Annotated in this window: 14 protein-coding genes and 3 tRNA genes; 9 read left to right on the top strand and 8 right to left on the bottom strand. The window is 28.0% G+C overall.

From position 1 onward, the window contains the following. Positions 1 to 138: 138 nt before the first annotated feature. Complete coding sequence (locus IBJ83_RS00495) at positions 139 to 2,481, top strand: coiled-coil domain-containing protein (RefSeq protein ID WP_201274918.1); 2,343 nt, start codon at positions 139 to 141, stop codon at positions 2,479 to 2,481. Between the two features lie 546 nt (positions 2,482 to 3,027). Here the strand turns inward: IBJ83_RS00495 and IBJ83_RS00500 are convergent. From IBJ83_RS00500 to IBJ83_RS00510, 3 genes are all read right to left on the bottom strand, one after another. After that, positions 3,028 to 7,461 (bottom strand): right-handed parallel beta-helix repeat-containing protein, encoded by a 4,434-nt coding sequence (locus IBJ83_RS00500; protein WP_333473009.1) that lies wholly within the window; start codon positions 7,459 to 7,461, stop codon positions 3,028 to 3,030. A 381-nt stretch (positions 7,462 to 7,842) separates the two neighbouring features. Beyond that, positions 7,843 to 8,406: a hypothetical protein gene (locus IBJ83_RS00505; RefSeq protein ID WP_201274919.1), complete on the bottom strand. Its 564-nt coding sequence runs from the start codon at positions 8,404 to 8,406 to the stop codon at positions 7,843 to 7,845. Between the two features lie 64 nt (positions 8,407 to 8,470). Further along, positions 8,471 to 9,373, bottom strand: a complete 903-nt coding sequence (locus IBJ83_RS00510; protein ID WP_201274920.1) for a ribonuclease H-like domain-containing protein — start codon at positions 9,371 to 9,373, stop codon at positions 8,471 to 8,473. A 462-nt stretch (positions 9,374 to 9,835) separates the two neighbouring features. Between IBJ83_RS00510 and IBJ83_RS00515 the strand changes: the two genes are divergently transcribed. Continuing rightward, positions 9,836 to 9,997 carry a hypothetical protein gene (locus IBJ83_RS00515; protein WP_197415921.1) on the top strand — a complete coding sequence of 54 codons (162 nt, stop codon included), beginning with the start codon at positions 9,836 to 9,838 and terminating at the stop codon, positions 9,995 to 9,997. A gap of 52 nt (positions 9,998 to 10,049) precedes the next feature. Further along, positions 10,050 to 10,583: an N-acetyltransferase gene (locus IBJ83_RS00520; protein ID WP_201274921.1), complete on the top strand. Its 534-nt coding sequence runs from the start codon at positions 10,050 to 10,052 to the stop codon at positions 10,581 to 10,583. Between the two features lie 121 nt (positions 10,584 to 10,704). On the opposite strand, the gene IBJ83_RS00525 is transcribed toward IBJ83_RS00520, so the two are convergent. The 3 genes from IBJ83_RS00525 to IBJ83_RS00535 all read right to left on the bottom strand — a co-directional run bounded on the left by IBJ83_RS00525 (position 10,705) and on the right by IBJ83_RS00535 (position 11,455). After that, positions 10,705 to 10,788 (bottom strand) — tRNA-Leu (locus tag IBJ83_RS00525). A 5-nt stretch (positions 10,789 to 10,793) separates the two neighbouring features. Further along, positions 10,794 to 10,870: transfer RNA gene (locus IBJ83_RS00530), tRNA-His, on the bottom strand. Positions 10,871 to 10,951: 81 nt separating this feature from the next. Further along, on the bottom strand, positions 10,952 to 11,455 hold the full coding sequence (locus IBJ83_RS00535) for a Fur family transcriptional regulator (RefSeq protein WP_201274922.1): 504 nt from the start codon (positions 11,453 to 11,455) through the stop codon (positions 10,952 to 10,954). A 113-nt stretch (positions 11,456 to 11,568) separates the two neighbouring features. Here IBJ83_RS00535 and IBJ83_RS00540 point away from each other — a divergent pair, with 113 nt between their 5' ends. The 6 genes from IBJ83_RS00540 (at position 11,569) to IBJ83_RS00565 (ending at position 17,134) form a co-directional block, all read left to right on the top strand. Next, positions 11,569 to 12,600: a metal ABC transporter solute-binding protein, Zn/Mn family gene (locus tag IBJ83_RS00540; protein ID WP_201274923.1), complete on the top strand. Its 1,032-nt coding sequence runs from the start codon at positions 11,569 to 11,571 to the stop codon at positions 12,598 to 12,600. Between the two features lie 9 nt (positions 12,601 to 12,609). Then, the gene (locus IBJ83_RS00545) at positions 12,610 to 13,281 is read left to right on the top strand and encodes a metal ABC transporter ATP-binding protein (RefSeq protein WP_201274924.1); all 672 of its coding nucleotides are present in this window, start codon (positions 12,610 to 12,612) and stop codon (positions 13,279 to 13,281) included. Next, entirely contained in the window at positions 13,281 to 14,084 is an 804-nt protein-coding gene (locus IBJ83_RS00550; protein WP_201274925.1) for a metal ABC transporter permease, read from the top strand. The genes IBJ83_RS00545 and IBJ83_RS00550 overlap by 1 nt, the downstream gene beginning before the upstream one ends. Before the next feature lie 102 nt (positions 14,085 to 14,186). After that, positions 14,187 to 15,173, top strand: a complete 987-nt coding sequence (locus IBJ83_RS00555; RefSeq protein WP_201274926.1) for a lipoate--protein ligase — start codon at positions 14,187 to 14,189, stop codon at positions 15,171 to 15,173. Between the two features lie 10 nt (positions 15,174 to 15,183). After that, a complete protein-coding gene (gene lipA / locus IBJ83_RS00560) occupies positions 15,184 to 16,038 on the top strand; it encodes a lipoyl synthase (protein WP_201274927.1) in 855 nt (284 codons plus the stop codon). A 175-nt stretch (positions 16,039 to 16,213) separates the two neighbouring features. Beyond that, entirely contained in the window at positions 16,214 to 17,134 is a 921-nt protein-coding gene (locus IBJ83_RS00565) for an alpha/beta hydrolase (protein WP_201274928.1), read from the top strand. A 36-nt stretch (positions 17,135 to 17,170) separates the two neighbouring features. On the opposite strand, the gene IBJ83_RS00570 is transcribed toward IBJ83_RS00565, so the two are convergent. Then, positions 17,171 to 17,389, bottom strand: coding sequence for a DUF1858 domain-containing protein (locus tag IBJ83_RS00570; protein ID WP_201274929.1), 219 nt, complete (start codon positions 17,387 to 17,389; stop codon positions 17,171 to 17,173). Positions 17,390 to 17,615: 226 nt separating this feature from the next. Next, positions 17,616 to 17,692: transfer RNA gene (locus IBJ83_RS00575), tRNA-Pro, on the bottom strand. Positions 17,693 to 17,859: the final 167 nt, after the last annotated feature.

Here is a 17,859-nt window from a genome sequence, read left to right on the forward strand (position 1 = left end):
ACCTTAATTTTTATGCAAGATTTAAAAATTTTTTTTCATTTCATAAACATTTCATATTTGAATGTTAAAATAATATCGCTAATGAAAAAATGAAAATAAAATTTAAAAAATAAAATCAAAAAATAAGGAGAATAATTTATGAAAACTAGAAAAATTATAGGATTATCACTAACAGCTGCAGTTTTAGTAACACAAAGTGTACATGCACAAAAACTTACAAATAACGAACAATTAAACAATTTAAAAAAAGATTTAGAACAAAAAAACAAAGACTTAGAAGCAAAAACTAAAAAACTTAATGAAAATAAACTTTCTAATTTGCAAAATGAAGTTAAATCTTTGCAACAAGAAAAAGCAAATACAGAAAGCAAATATCATGACGAACTACAAAAATCTGGCACTTTATCTTCAGATAAAGAAAAGAAAGAGTTAGAAAAAGAAAAATTACAACAACAAAAAGTTGCATTAAGTAAAAAGTTAGAAGAAACAAATAGAAACTTACAAGAAAAAGAAACAAAAATAAAAGAATCTAACACAAAAATCGATGATTTTAACGAGAAAATTAAAGAACAAGTTAAGATACAACAACAAAAAGATGTAGAAATAAATAAAAAACTTGAAGAAATTGGTAAAAAAGATAAAGAAATAAAAGGAAAAGAAGAACAATTAAATGCTAAGAACGACGAAATTGGTAAAAAAGATAAAGAAATAAAAGAAAAAGATACAGAAATACAAACTTTAAATCAAGAAAAAGCAAAAAAAGATGAAGAATTAAAAGATATAAACAACAAATTAGAAGCTCATAAAAATAAAAAAAATGAAATAGAACAAAAGTCTGCAGAAATAGAAAAAAATATAGTAAAAGAACTAGAGTCTAAAGAAAAAGAAATAAACTCTGAAATAGAAAAATTAAGACAACAAAAAAAGCAACAGGAAAATCAAAAACAAGAAAAAGATACAGAAATACAAAAATTAGAAAGTACAATAAATAATCTTAAACAACAAAAAAAACAAAAGGAAAGTGAAAAACAAGAACTTGAAAAAAAAGAAAAGAGTTTGTTAGGAAGACCTGATAAGGCAGAAGATTCTCAAAGAGTAGCACAACAAATAGAAACAGTAACTAGAGAAATAGAACAGCTTACTGAACGAATACAAGCTGAAAAAAATAAAAAACAACAAAAAGAAAAAGAAAAAGCTCAAAAAGAAGAACAAAACAAATCAAATACACAAGATATTGATAGACAAATAGAAGAAAAAAATAAAGAATTTGAAAACTTTAAAAAAGACAAAACTGCTGAAAAAGAACAAAAAATAAAAGAAATAAACGAACCATATGAAAATGAAGGAAAAGAACTAGAAGGTCAAAAAAACACTTTAGATAAATCTATAAAGGAATTAACTAGTCAATTAGAACAAAAATTATCTGAAAAAACTGCTTTAAGTGAGACGTTAAAAACTTTACAAGATAATCGAGCAACTTTAAATGAAGAAAAAAGTAATTTAGAAAAAGAAAAAGCTAATTTAGAGCAAGAAAAATCAAATGCTGAAAAAGAAAAGACTACTGCTTTACTTGAATCAAAAAGACTTGAAAGCGAAAGAGATAAAGAAATTACAAAAAATCAAAGTATTAAAGAAGAAAAGAAAGTTTTAGATAAAACTAAAGAAGAAACTACAAAGGATATAACTGAAAATGATACAAAGATTGGTAATTTAGAAAAAGAAATTTCAGATCTTACTAACAGATTTAATTCTTCTTTAGCTGAACAAAAAGAGTTACAAGCTAAAAAAGAAAAGTTAGAAAAAGATATAAATACTAAAGAGGAAGCAGTTAAGTTAGCAAAAAGCGAAATGGAAACTTTAACAAAAGAAATTTCATCTTTAAGAGAAGAAATAAAAAAAGTTAAAGCTCAAATCATGGCGCTTAATGCACAAATAGAACAAGAAAAAAGAGAAAAACAAAGAAAAGAACAAGAAGAAAGGGAAAATACAGAAAATAAAGATATTAAAGTGTTAAACGGAAAAAATCAAGTTTTTGATAAATCAAAACAAAAGAGAATTTCTTTTAGAATTTCAACAGATGTAACTGATTTTAAAGCAGCTTATCTAGATGGAAAGCTTATTTCTCCTTCAAATTACACTTTAAAAAGAGGAAGTACAATTATAAGTTTTAATGAAGCTTTTTCTAAGAATTTAAAAGAAGGTTCTCATGAATTTAAGTTTAAGTTTAATAAAGGTTTTACAAAAACTACAATAGTTGTTCAAAATAGCGAAAATAATAACAACAACAATAACAACAATAACAACAATAACAACAATAGTAACAATAACAACAATAATAACAACAAGAACAACAATAATAACAATAATAAAGATGGCAATAAAAACAAAGTGCCAAAAACAAATGTACAAGCTACTTCTTCTTTATTTTCACTTCTTACTTTAGCACTATCTGCAGTATCTTTTAAGAAAAGAAGAAAATAATTTAATAATTACCTTTGATAATAAGTAATAAAGCGCTGAAAAGCAAAAAAATAAGCTGTGAGAAATTTATCTCATAGCTTATTTTTTATTTTTGTTTAATGCTCTTTTTAAACATAGCTTTTGTCTTAATAGTGAAAATACTAAACATACAACCATTGGGATAACCCATCCGTTCTGCTTGCCTTAATCAGTTAGTTTACTATTTAATTTAAATTTATTTACTAGTTTTTCATATTTTTTATCTATATTCTCATTTTTTGTCTCTAAAAATATATAAAAATATTTTTAATTCATTCAAAAATATCACTTGCCTTATCTTATTTTAATATAAAATAATATACAATACAACCAAACAAACTTGTTATATTACTAAAATTTTTTATATAAAATAGATAAAATTAAAAGGATTAACTAATATTTTACTACAAGTTAATCCTTAATAATTTTTAATTTAAAGAAAAAATTTATAAATTTAATTTTATAATTATTTACCAAAATTTAAATTATAAAAAAGTAAATAATATAACATTGTTAATTATATGAAAATTATTTTTTCTTTTTCTTTACAAATGATACTAAAACTCCGCTTGCCAAAACTAATAATATTGAAGATTGTGAAATATTAGTTTTTACAAGTTTTTGTTTTTTATTAGCTGAAGGTTTATCTTTCGGATTTTCATCCGGCTTTTTATCCGGTTTTTTATCCGGTTTTTTATCCGGATTTTTATCTGGATTTTTACCTGGATTTTCACCCGGTTTTTCATCCGGTTTTTTACCTGGATTTTCACCCGGTCTTGTTTCTTCTTTTACAATTACTGTGTATTGAATTGTTTTATTATCTTTTTGATCTTTAATTAAAAAGTCTTTTCCATCTTCAGTTTGCTCTGCAGTCCATTTATAATTATAAACTTCCTTTTTAGAAGATTCATTAGTTGCAACGCCTGTAAATTTTCCTATAACTTTTCCTATAACTGTTAGCTTATCATTTGATTTAACAGTTCCTTTAACTTTGATATTTGAAACTTTAAGATCTAATATATCTGAAACACTTGTTACATCTTTATATAAATCAGTAAATTTAGTGTAATTTTTATTTTTCAAAGTCATTTTTACAATGATTTTATTTCCATCACGCTTAACATCACCATTTTTTATTTCAAATAAATTATTTTCTGTTAAAGTAGCTTTTAAGTCTTTTGGTATTTCTAAACCTTCAGGAATTGTAAGCTCTGCTATAAATTCACTTTTTATATTCTCTGTTGTTATAGCGCTTGAATTTCCTGCATAATTATCTTTTAAAGATTGTATTTGCTTTTTAATACTCCTTACATCAAGTCTTCCGGTGTATTCAAGGTTTTCTCCTCGTTTTACTCCATGAAGAGCATTATGTTCAGTATCATCACCTATTAAAATATCTCCATCTAAAACAAATTCTTGTGGAAGATTAACTGTAAGATTAATTGAGTCATTATCGTCTTCACTTTGAGTGAAGTCTTTTCCGTCTGGTATTTGTTTTCCAGTCCATTGATAATTAAATACTTTTGTTTTTAAATCTTTTGTTGTTGCGGCTCCTATAAATGTACCTGTTACTTTTCCATTTACTGTTAAATTACCTTTAGCTGTATCTTTTACTTTAATATTTGGAATTTCTAAATCTAATTTATCATTTACATTTGTTACATCTGTATATAAATCAGTAAATTTAGTATAGTCTTTTTTAAGTGTCATTTTAACGGTGATTTTGTTTCCATTAGCTTCTGTGCTTTCAACTTTAAAAAGATTATTTTCAGTTAAAGTAGCTTTTAAGTCTTTTGGTAATTCTAATCCTTCTGGAACTGTAAGCTCTGCTATAAATTCACTTTTAACATCTTTAGTTGTTATTTCATTTGAAGAATTATTATTGTTTTTATCAAAGTCATCTTTTAAAGATTGTATTTGATTTTTAATTGAAGAAACATCAAGTTTTCCATCAAATGTTAAAAAGTCCTCTTTATCTACTGGATAAACCATGTCATGTTCTGTGTTATATGCTTCTTCTCCTTTTTTAACAAGTAAATCTCCATCAAGAGTTAATTGAACAGGTTTTGAAACCATTATTGTATATTGGATAGTAGAATCATCTTTTGCTTCAACATCTTTTCCTTCTTGTGATTGTTTTCCAGTCCACTTAAAGTCGAATTTTTTAATTGTATCTTCTTCTTTTGCTACTGAAGAAAATTCTCCTTTAACTTCTCCTTTAATCGTGAATTTTTCACCGTCTTTTATTTTATCAAAATCTTTTAATTTTAGCCCGTTAACTGTTACTGAAAGTGTATTATCTTTATCACCTGTAGATAAGACTGCTTCTTTTAATTTTTTATAATCAGTCATTCCGTCTTTAAGTTTAAATGTTACAGTTATTTTTTGCCCATTTACTTTTGTTTCACTAACTTCAAAACAATCTCCAAGTCCCTTAGCTTCTACTTGTAAATTTTTAGGCGCTTCTACTTCTTTAGGTAAAGTTAAAGTAGCAGTGAAAGTTGATGTTGCTCCAATTAGGGAAATTTTATCAAAGTCTTTTTCTTCTTTATTAAACATTTCCTCAATTGCTTTCATTTTTTCTTTTATAGAAGATACATTCACTTCTCCTGTCAAAGAAAATTCTTTATTTTCAGAAATGATTTTTATATCTTTACTTGTTTGTTTACTGCCTGACCAAATGTCAGAGTCAATTGTTTCTTGTGAAGAAATTTTATTTTCATTAGGAATATTCGGATCATCTTTCCAAGTTAAATAGTAAGTTGTATCTGATGTTATTTGTGGATTTTTACCTTTAACTGTAAATGAATGTCCAAAAAAAGATGAAGTATAATCATCAAATCTTATTCCAGTTCCGCCAGGTTCTGCTGTAGTTGACCAGTTATCTTTATTTCCAATAATAAAACCTGTTTTTGTTGCATTTATATCTGGTTTTAAACTGTTATGGTCAAGTCCGTTTAACAAATCAAATAACTTATCATTGTATTTTGCAGTTTTCTTCAATACTGCAACATCGCCGCCATTTTTATCTTTTTCAATGGTAAAGACATCTGTTTTAGTTTTAAAGATTGAATTTTCACTAAAAGTTCCTCCATTTGCTGAAAAAGAAACTTTATATTCATCATCTGTGTATTTTGCGTAAAGGTCTATTTGAGTTTGTTTATCTTTAAAATCTATTTTTTCTTTTGCATTATAAACTTTTCCGCTTCCGTCAGGCGCTGTTGTCCAGCCTACAAATTTTTTACCTTCTACTTTAAAATCATCTTTTTCTTTTAAAATATCATCAAAAGATAAAACTTCTATATTTTTTGCATCTTTACTTACAGAAGATATATAGTCTTTACCAGCTCCGTTATGATAAATAGCTGTTTTTCTTTCCCATTTTGCATAAACTTCTGTGTCAGTAGTTAGTTTTCCATTCCAATCAAATGCTTTTTCTTCGCCTTTATCTGTCTTGTAGTACCAGCCTAAAAATTTAACCCCATTTTTGTCTGTTGGATCACCAGGATTAACATTTCCTACAACATCATCAAGTTTATAACCTCTTATTGTTTTAAATTCTTTATCATCATTAGTTTTATCGCTAAAACTTGCATCATTATTATTTAATTTAAAAGTAGCTTTAGCTGCTGGAGTCCAGACATATTTATTGCCATCATCGGATGGATTTTTTACAGAATAATCATAAGTTTTTCCATTTTTATTTATTGGAGTAAGCTTTTCTATACTTTTATCTTTTAATTGAAACCAAGTAAGTTTTTCATTACCATTTTCTTCTCCATTAACTGGAATTGCAAGTCCTCCTTGATAATTAGGAGAGTACTTAACTTTGTGTGAACCACCTATTACAATGTAGTTTGTTCCACTTTGACCCAGCCCATTATCAGAGTCGGCTTTCATCGGTGTATTTACAACTGAATCTGCCCCAAAAACTATCTTAGTATTTGCTTTATCTTGTGCTCCAAATAATGAACCACTATGTCCATCTCCTTCAAGATAGCCACCATTGAAGGTTGCTATACCTTCATTTGCATTAAAACCACCGTTTCCATTATTTTTTACAACTATCTTAGCTCCATTATCTACAAGCACTCTATTGCCATAACCAAAAGTTATGCCTTTTGATCTCCAATGTTTATTAAAGTTTTTTACCTCAAAAATAGAATTATTTGTAAAATGAAATACTCCTACTTCCCAAGAGTTTTCAAAATATGCCCCTGTTTCATGTCTTACACCCGTTCCGTCTATTACAAATTTTGTGTTATCAAGGTATAAAGGACCTTTAAAATATACTGGTAGTCTATATAAATTGATTTCTGAATTAAAAGCTTTAAAACCATTCCATTCATAAAGTTGCCACTTATCTCCCTCATATCTCTGATTAATAGTAGCATTTCTTAATTCATTATCTTTACTATGAAACATAAAATATCCATTGGTTATGTCCATTTTAAGCTTGTCTTTGCTTGTTCCTACAATATTTCCACTTGTTTCAAAAGCAAAACCATTATCAGGAAATTTAAATACATAATTTCCGTCGTTTATTTCTGCTCCTTTTTCGACTAAAATTCCTTTATTATAACCATTAATGTTAAGTGTTTTTCCTTCAGCTACGCAAAGATGTGCTCCATCTTTTAAGGTAATAGCAGTTCCACTTCCTTGCATAGTTACATCTTCAAGAAATTTTAATGTTATTTTTTTATTAACTGTTAGATTTTTTTCAGTAAGGCTTATAACATTAAGCGTATCACCGTCTTTAGCCTTTTCAATTGCCTTAGCAAAAGTTTTCACCGGCTTTTCTTTTGTACCGTCACTATTATCATCACCCTTAGCACTATCAAGATAAATTTCATTTACCTTTACATCAGCATTAGAAATGTGTTTAAACGGTAAAAATCCAACAATCATGATAATTGCTAATAAAAATGATAAAAATCTTTTTTTAAAAAATTGATTTTGCACTTTTTTTCTCCTTTCAATAAATGCTAAAAATAAACATCTCTTTATTAATTATATATACATTATATATACATTATATATATATATATATAATTGTCAAGTTTTTTATAGCACTTTTTAAAATAAAAAAATATTGACTAAAATTTCTTAAATTGCAAGAATAAATTAGCTTTTTGGTACTTGATATAATTAAACACAAGAAAACGACCACACAGGAGCATTTTTACTCTTGTATGGTCGTTATTTTTTTACCGCTTAAAGGTCATCAGTTAAACTTTGTTTTCATAAATCAATAACTGAATGCTCCTTTAAGCCCATTTTTTATTTTGAAAAAATATAATTTAGAAACAAAAAACCACCGAGTGGTGGCTTTTTGCTTTCAAGTTAATTATCTTCTTCTACCATTTCTAAACATTCATCTAAATCAAATTTTTCTGTGAATTCCGGATCCATATGGGTTAAGAAGTGCCAATCTTCTGAATCTTTTTTTCTAAATAGGATTGCTTCTCCGTCTTCTGATCCGAAGTAGGCTCTTTCTACTTGGTAGCCTTTCTTTTCTAGATTTTTCTTTACTTCTAAATAATTATTTTCTCTCGCTTCGATATATTCTCTTAAATCTGAATTCGCTACTGTGTAGGCATCCACTCTAGTTGCACCTTCTACGATTCCTTTTCCTTTTTTAGATAGGTTTGGAATTTCTTTCCAATATACTTCTACATCGCCATCTTCTGTAAACATAAACTTAGTTAGTGGTACTATGTTGCCATTTATTTCTAGTTCCATGTAGTCTGAGATTGAATCCAGCTTTATAGTTTCGTATTCAAATCCGTCTATCTCTTCAAATTTGTATCCTTTAAGTTGAGATATAAATTTTCTTCCTTCTTCTATGGTGTCAAATAGTCCTAGCTCTGTGCTAATTCCATCTTGGTATAGTTCTAATATAAACATTTTTTCTCCTTATCTATTTAACTCTATTTCCATAAATCCCTAACTGAATGCTCCTAAAGCTCTCTTAAATTAAATTTAGTAGAAAAAGTAAGTTTTCTTTTATTATTTTTTTGTCTTTTATGATTAGAATGAAATTTTCATTTAGGTTTTTGGAGTCTTTAAAGAGTTTGTTGTCGTACTTTGATTTAAAGACTTTTGCTTTTGTATTGTTTTCGATTATTCCGTTTTCTAATTCCAATTCGACTTTTATTTCATCAGAATTGCTTGTTATATTGTAGCTTTTTTGATGAAAATTTATGTTTTTCTTTTCTGTATTTGTAAGCCTTGTAACAAGATTGTTCTTTTGAAGATAAATTGTTTTTATCGTTCCTGAAAAGTTTTTGTTTTTTATCGTCAAAATTTTATCCAAAATATTTTTTTTGTATTCATAAATGTAGCTTAAAACTTTAAGGTCGATATAATTATGATAGATAAGTTTAGATAATATTTCTTTATCTTTAAGCTCCTGATACATTTGAAAAATTTTCGGCATTTCCTCTTGGTTTACATGGTCGTGAACGTCAAGACCCAATCTTTTTCCTAAATTTATCGCTTTAAGACTTGGTTCATCAAGAAAAAAGTTTAATTTTTGAAATTGTCTATAAATATCCACATTTTCAAAACTATTTTGAGGAATATTGTATTTTTCCATTTTTTTTCTAATGAAAGGAAAATCAAACCTATCTCCATTATATGAAATAACTTTTTTAGAATTTAAAACTTCATTAACTTTTAAAATAAGCTCTTTTTCTTCGCTCTCATCTTCGATATAATATTGGGAATAAATTAGCTCATTACCTTTTTTTTCACAAATTCCAAACATATACATAAAATCTTTAGTTCTGCTAAGACCTGTCGTTTCTATATCAAATAAAATATAATCTTTAAAATTAGAATCTGTCTTTTCAATGTTTTGGACTTTTTTCATAATTACTCCTTACTAAAATAATTGGAACATATTTCCATTTTGATAAATTCAAAGAGGTAAATATGATGAAATAAATATTCTTTTACACAAGAATCATAAACTCATATTTATTTTAGCATAAAAGTAAGCGAAAAGGAATAAATTTTTCTAAAGTTTTAACCGAAAGTATATTAAAAATGTAATAAGCCTTATTAGTTAAGGATAATAACACAAAAAGCAATTATCAAAAATGATAGTTGCTTTTTTAATGCGCGAGTGATTAAAAATAATCACTCTATATTTATTTACAAATAAGCGTTAATTTCTATGTATAGTACAACGATTAAAAAATGTTAAAAATATTATACAAAAAGTGCAAAATATACTATAAAATGTGTTGAAAGCTTTATAATTATAGGGTATAATATAAGTACATTAGATAGTTTATTTGTGTGAAAAAATAAATAAGGTTAGGAGGTTAATATGGCTACAAAGAGTTTTACAAGTGAATTGAAATTTAATAGAAAATCAGTAGACAATCTTTTAAAAGCATTAGATAAGGATAGTAAGGCAAAAGTTGTAAATGTTAAATCTTCTAATGTTAGTAATACCGAAGATATAAGAAAGATGTTTGTTAAAAAATAATATGGAATTTAAAATAATTTTACTACAAGATCTTTTAGATAGTTTAGGGGATTTGAAAACTGATAGAATATTAAAAACTTTTAAAAGCATTCCATCGGATGAAATAAATGATGTTGAATGCTTTTTACATGATAAAGCTATACAATTTGAAAAATCATCAATTTCTACAACTCATTTAGTGTTTAAAAATTCAACTCTTGTTGGATATTTTTCTTTAGCTAATAAAAAGCTAATTATTGGAGATAGAAATTATAGAAAATTATCAAATAGTCAAAAAAGAAAATTATGTAAAAAGGGTGAAAAGTTGGAGAATGGATCTTATTATATAAATAGCTATTTAATCGGACAATTAGGAAAGAATTATTCAAATAGTTTAAACGGAGATGCTATAAGCGGAAATGAATTATTAACTTTAGCTTATAATACTTTGTTAAAAGTAAAGAGTTTAATTAGTGCAAGATATGTATGGCTTGAGTGTGAAGATAATCCTAAATTAATTAGTTTTTATGAAAATTTTGGATTTACTTTAATTCCAGAGTTTGAATCGACTAACGGATTAAAAGTTCTTATTATGAAATTAAAATAAAACAAAAAAATTAAGCAATTATCAAAAATGATAGTTGCTTTTTTAATGCAAGAAAGGAAAAAATGAAATTAGTTTTTTTCTTTTTTATTTAAGCACAAAAAAAGCTCGATTTCTCGAGCTTTGGTGCAGGAAAGAGGACTTGAACCCCCACGTCAATGACACTAGATCCTAAGTCTAGCGCGTCTGCCAGTTCCGCCATTCCTGCATAAATGGGGTGGATGATGGGATTCGAACCCATGACCTTCAGAGCCACAATCTGACGCCCTAACCAGCTAGGCCACACCCACCAAACTTTATCATTTTTCAATGCTTGTATATTATACCAGTTTATAAAATTTTTGTCAATACTTTTTTAAAAAATTTTTTATTTATATGCAATGTTCGTCTTTACAAGTGTGTGTATGATGTTTTTCTTCTTCTTTTGAATGTTTTATTTCTTCAAGTTCTTCTTTTGACAGTTTTTCCCTACAATTTTTGCAAATTCCTTTTATTTCTAGGTGATGTCCTGTTACGATAAATTCTGTTTTGTTTTCAATATCGTCTATCAATCTATGTATCGGGCAATGATTTATCGGAATTATTTTTTTGCATTTTTCACAAATCAAGCTATGTATATGTCCGTTGTTTAATTGGAAATATGTTGTTCCGTCAATTTCTGCGGTCTTTTTTGCAATATTTTTTTCGCAAAATTGATTTAATGCTCTGTAAACACTTGATATGCTATATTTTTCGTCTTTTGTTGAGATTGCGTTGTAAATGTCTTCGGCTGTTGTCGGAACTTCTCTTTTTTGTAATTCTTTTAGTATAGCTAATCTGTTTTTTGTGATTTTTAAATCATTATCTTTTAAAATTTTCAAAAAAACTTTTTTCATAAATAACTCCTTTGCTTGATTTTTGTTTAAAATAGTTATATAATAATGTTTATGTAAATGCGTTTTATTTGCAAATGTAAATATTCGCAAAACAAAATTTAAAGGAGTAGATTATGAAAAAAATCTTATCAAAAATCATTTCCTTTGTCCTTATTATATCACTTTTTACAGCTTGTGGCAAAGATAATGTAAAAAATAATCAAAAAGAAGAAAAACAAACAATATACACTTCATTTTATGCACTACAAAGCATAACGAAGGAAATTGTTGGAGATAAAATGGAAGTTAAAAATTTAATTCCAAATGGACAAGGTGTTCATCATTGGGAGCCGACTGCTAAGGATATGAAAGACTTATATAAAGGTAGTGTTATTTTAGTAAACGGTTTAAACTTGGAAACTTGGACTGAAAAATTTAAATTAGCACTTACAGATTTGAAATTGGTTGAGGTTTCAAAGGGTGTTAATTTGTTAGAAACAGAGCATCATCATGAAGAAGGTGAGGATCATGAACACGAACATAAGCACGAACACGAACACGAACACGAACATGAACATAAAGGTGAAAATAAAGACGTTGTAAAACCTATGACTGAAAAGGAAGAAAAGCATCATAGTCATGGGAAATATGACCCACATATCTGGTTAAGTCTTAGAAATATGAAGGTTGTTGCAAAGAATATTTGCGAGCAAGTTATTTCTATGGATAAGGCTAATGAAAGTTACTATAAAGAAAATTTAAAAAAGGTTGAAAATAGACTTGATGAGTTAGATAAAAAATATTCTGATGAATTGAAAAATTCAAGAACAAAGTCAATCATAACTTCTCACGAGGCTTTTGCATATCTTTTCAATGATTACGGTTTAAAACAAATTGCAATCGAAGGTTTGAATTCAGAATCAGAACCAGATTTAGCAAAGATGAAATCAATCGTTGAACAAGCTAAAAAAGAGGGCTTAAAATATGTTTTCTATGAAGAACTTAGTGAAAGTAAAGTTGAAGAAACTATTGCAAAGGAAATTGGTGGACAAGTTAAGATGCTTTATACAATAGAAGGTCAAACTGAAGAACAAGCTAAGGAAAATAAAGACTATTTTAAAATGATGGAAGAAAATTTAAAGGCTTTAGTTGAAGCTACAAAGTAGGAGAATAGTTTGGAGAGTATTATTTCTATAAAAGATTTAACTTTTTCTTATAATGGAGGCGTGAATATTTTAGAAAATCTATCTTTTGATATTCAAAAGAGGGATTTTATAGCTATTATCGGGGCAAATGGTAGTGGAAAATCTACTTTGTTAAAACTGATTTTAAGAGAGCTTACACCTTCAAGTGGAGAAATTGTTATTTCAAATTCAAATATTAAAAATTTTAAAGATTGGAACAAAATCGGTTATGTTCCACAAATAAATGCAAATAGCATACCTAATTTTCCGATAACGGCTTTAGAGATTGTAACTCTAAATCTTTATGATAAAATGGGATTTTTAAAATTTTCAAGAAAAAAACACATTGAACTTGCAAAGAGAGCTTTGGCACAGGTTAATATGCTTGATTTTGCACATACACCGATAAATAAAATGAGCGGGGGGCAACAACAGAGGATTATGATTGCAAAGTCTTTGATAAACAATCCGAAGATTTTGATTTTTGACGAGCCTACGACAGGAATAGATAAAGAGAGTAAAGAACAACTTTTTAAGATTTTAAATCATCTTAACAACGCACATGGAATTACAATTTTGCTTGTAACTCACGAGCTTGAGATTATGAAGGACAATCTTACAAAAGTTGTGGAAATAAAAGATAAGAAAGTAGTGGTGAGATAATGTTTCAACTTGAATTTATGAGAAGAGCTTTTTTAGTTGGAATTATGTTATCCATTGTTATACCTTGCATTGGGGTTGTTATGGTAAATAAGAGAAATTCTATGATAGGAGATGCTCTATCTCACGTTTCTCTTGCAGGGGTTACAATCGGACTTATCTTTAGAGTTAATCCAATTATAACGGCGATAATATCTTGTGCAGTTGCAAGTTTTTCCATAGAAATTATGAGAAGATATTTTCCAAAAAATTCGGACATATCAACTGCTATAATTATGAGTTTGGGGATTGGACTTGCAGCAGTGCTTTCTGATTTTGTAAAGGGTGCTGCCAATTTCAACAGCTTTTTATTTGGTAGTATTGTTGCGATAAGCGACTTTGAAGTTATGCTTGTTACACTTGTTTTCATAGTTGTTATGGTGGCTTTTGTAGTTTTATATAAGGCGCTTTTGTATGTTTCTTTTGATGAAGTTGGAGCAAGACTTGCAGGAATTAAAGTTCAAGCTGTTAATATAGTTTTTACATTTTTAATTTCTTTAACAATTTCTATTGCATCAAGAACTGTTGGGGTTTTAATGGTTTCATCACTTATGGTTGTGCCTGTTGCTTGTGCTTTAAGGCTTTCAAAATCTTATTTTCAAACAGTTATTTACTCTGTTTTGTTTGGAACGATATTTACAATTTCAGGAATTACAATTTCATTTTATAGAGGTTTAAAACCCGGTGGAACAATGGTTTTAACCGGTATTGTAGTTTTGGTTGCAATAGTAATTTTGCAAAATTTAAAAAAGTTTTTAAAAATTTAGGAAAATCAAAATGATTTTCCTTTTTGCTTAGGACTATTTTTATATTCTAATTTGTGGTAAAATATATTTGATTTAAAAAATTTAATTTTATGGAGAGATGATATGATTTTTGTTGAAAATAAAAACTTTGACCCTGCGTTAAATCACGCTATAGAGCTTTATCTAATGGAAAATTATGATGAAGATATTTTTATGCTTTGGAGAAATAGACCTTGTATTTTGATTGGAAGGTATCAAAATATTGACTTGGAAGTTAATTTGGACTTTACAAACGAAAACAATATGGACGTAATTAGAAGATTATCAGGTGGTGGTGCGATATATTGTGATACGGAAAATATGCAATATAGTTTTATCACTAAAAAAACAGGAGAAGATGTAGATTCTTCTTTTAAAAAATTTGCAAAGCCTGTTGTTGACTTTTTAAATTCTCTAGGACTTAATGCTGAATTTACGGGAAGAAATGATATTCAGATAGACGGCTCAAAGGTAAGTGGAAATGCTCAATATCAAAATAAAGAAAAAATATTACATCACGGAACATTTTTATTTAAAGCAAATTTATATAATTTGACAAATTCATTAAAATCAAGAGATATAAAGTTTAAAGGAAAAGCCGTTCAATCAGTTAGGTCAAGGGTTGGATTTATCGGAGATATGGTTGATATGGACGTTGAAACTTTTATGGATAAAGCTATCGAATACATAAAAGGGGAATATGGAATTACAAATACTACAATTTTAACCGAAGAAGAGATGAAAAAAATTTACGAAATTCGTGATTCTCTTTTTGCAACAAAGGAATGGAACTACGGAAATGGCTCACTAAAGAAGAATAGAAAAGCTGAAAAATATTCTTGTGGAGTTGTTGAGATAGGGCTTGATGTTGAAGATGATAAAATTAAAGACATTTCTATTGAGGGAGATTTCTTTAGTGAATTGGGTATAGATAGATTGTGTAGTATATTAAGAGGTGTTCAATGTTCTAAAGAGTCGGTTGCAGAGGCACTTAAAGATATTGAAATTGATAGATATATTAAGTCAATGGATAAAGAAATTTTCATTGGCGACATAATTAAATTATTTTAAGAGGTGCAATATGCTAAGAAAAAAAGCAGAAATAATGAGAAAGCCTGAATGGTTAAAATTAAAAATTCAGGGAGATAAAAATACATCAGATGTTGAAAGTATGGTTGAAGGACTGAAATTACATACTGTTTGTCACGAAGCAAATTGTCCAAACAAAATGGAATGTTATTCAAGAAGAACTGCAACTTTTATGATTCTTGGAAGAAACTGTACAAGAAATTGTACATTTTGTAACGTAACAAGACATACGCCTGATCCGGTTGATTTAAACGAACCGGAAAATTTGGCAAAAGCAGTTCAAATCCTACAATTAAAACATGCTGTTGTAACGTCAGTTACCAGAGATGATCTTCCAGACGAAGGTGCGCATCAATTCGCCGAAGTTGTAAGACAAGTTAGAAAATATAATCCAAAAACGACAATAGAACTTTTAATACCGGATATGTCAGGAAGAAAAGAACTTTTGGATATAATTTATGAAACAAGACCTGACGTGTTAAACCACAATGTTGAAACAATTCCAGCGTTTTACCCAAAAGTAAGACCTGCTGCAAACTTCCAAAGAAGTTTAGAAGTTTTAAAATACGCAAAAGAATGTGGACTTAAAACAAAATCAGGACTTATGGTTGGCTTTGGAGAAACAGAAGAACAAGTTGTAGAAGTATTCCAAGCACTTAGAGATGTCGGCTGTGATATGGTAACAGTTGGACAATATTTACAACCTACAAAATTCCATATCGCTGTTAAAGAGTATGTTCACCCACAACAATTTGACAGATATAGAGATATAGCTTTTAAAATGGGATTTTTAAGAGTAAATTCAGGACCATTAGTAAGAAGTTCATATCACGCAGAAGCGCTTTAGTTTTTAAACTCATTTTTAGTTTACTAGAAATGAGTTTTTTTTATGGGGTCAATCGACTGTGTGATCTTAAAGTACGGTACTCTGTTTAACTTTTGTTTCAAATAAATTTTTATAAAACTGTATTTTTCAAAGGTTTTGTGGTACAATAAAGGTATCATATCGTTAGAGGTGTTTTATGAAGGAGTTTTACATATATTCTAGTATTGATGAAAAGAGATTGCATTGTGTTGACTTTGCTGAAAATTTAAAGAATCCTAAAATGATTTTACAGCTTTGTCACGGAATGGCTGAGCATATAAAGAGATATAAAGACTTTGCTTTATTTTTAGAAAAGCAAGGAATAAAAACTTTTGGAATGGATAATAGAGGACATGGAGAAAGTGTAGAATATGATGAAATTCAAGGGCATATTGCTGATGAAAAAGGGAATATAAAACTCGTTGAAGATGTCTATGCACTTAATAAGTATATAAAAAATGAATTTCCCGGTAGGCAAATTGTAATTTTTGGTCATAGTATGGGCTCTATAATCGTTAGAAATTTTTTAAATGAATATTCCAACCAAGTTGACGGAGCAATCATTTGTGGGACTACCGGAATTTATGGAATGAAACATAGAATGGCTATGTTGTTAGCTAGAATGTTCAGTTCAAAAGGGGCAACTAAAAAGAGTGAATTTGTAAATAAACTTGCTTTTAAGGGATATAATTCCAAAATAAAGGATAAAAATACTGATTTTGATTGGCTTTCAAGAGATGAAAAAGTTGTTGAGGACTATATTTTGGATAAAAATTGTGGTTTTCTTTGTACGAATAAATTTTACTTGGATTTAATGACTTTGATAAAAGAAATATCTGATAAAAATAATGTTCAAAAGGTGAGAAAAGACTTACCCATACTTTTTATTTCAGGTAAAGCTGACCCTGTTGGAGAATATGGAAAAGGCGTTTTAAAGAGTTACAGAATGTATAAAGAGCTTGGCATAAAGAATGTAAAATTAAAACTTTACGCTAAAATGCGCCACGAAATATTAAACGAAATCGATAAAGAGAAAGTATATATAGATATTTGTAAATTTTTAGAGAGTATAAACTAAAAGAGAAATGATTTTTTCATTTCTCTTTTTTAGTGCTTAGGCATTAATAAAATTTTCTATTTTTTCTTTTAAATCTTCAAACTCAAAGCTACCTTTTATGGCAATCATTTCAAGTGTTGTAATGTCTTTTATCATTTCAAAAAGTTCTTCATTATCAAGATTTTTATATTCTTCGCTTAAAGATTTTAAAAAGTTTCTAACTTTTGGATATTTTTGAGTTAATTCTCCGATTTTTGTATTTTTTTCTAAATTCATTTTATATCTCCTTTATATTTTTGTTATACTAAACATATTAAAATTACTTTTTTTATAAAATAAAATTGACTAAAGGTAACTAAAGTAGCATGAATGAAGATACTTCGACATGTTTACTACGCAAACGGCTCAATATGACCCTACGGCTACACTATTGTTGACAAGTCAACGAAGTTGGGCTAGAAAATTTGCAAAAAAAAATTCCTATGAGAAAACTCATAAGAATTGGTCGGGGTGAGAAGATTCGAACTCCCGGCCCCATGGTCCCAAACCACGTGCGCTACCAAACTGCGCTACACCCCGTTACGATTACTTGTATATTATACAACTTTTATTTTGCTTTGTCAACACTTTTTTAAAAAATTTTTCAAAAAATTTTTTAATATACAAGTCCCTAAATTGCAAGAATAAATTAGCCACATAAAAATAATTCTCTAGGCGTTTTGTAATTGAATATTTTTTTAGGATAG

Origin of the sequence: Parvimonas parva (assembly GCF_016552165.1) — a bacterium.
Classification (GTDB): Bacteria; Bacillota; Clostridia; order Tissierellales; family Peptoniphilaceae; genus Parvimonas; species Parvimonas parva.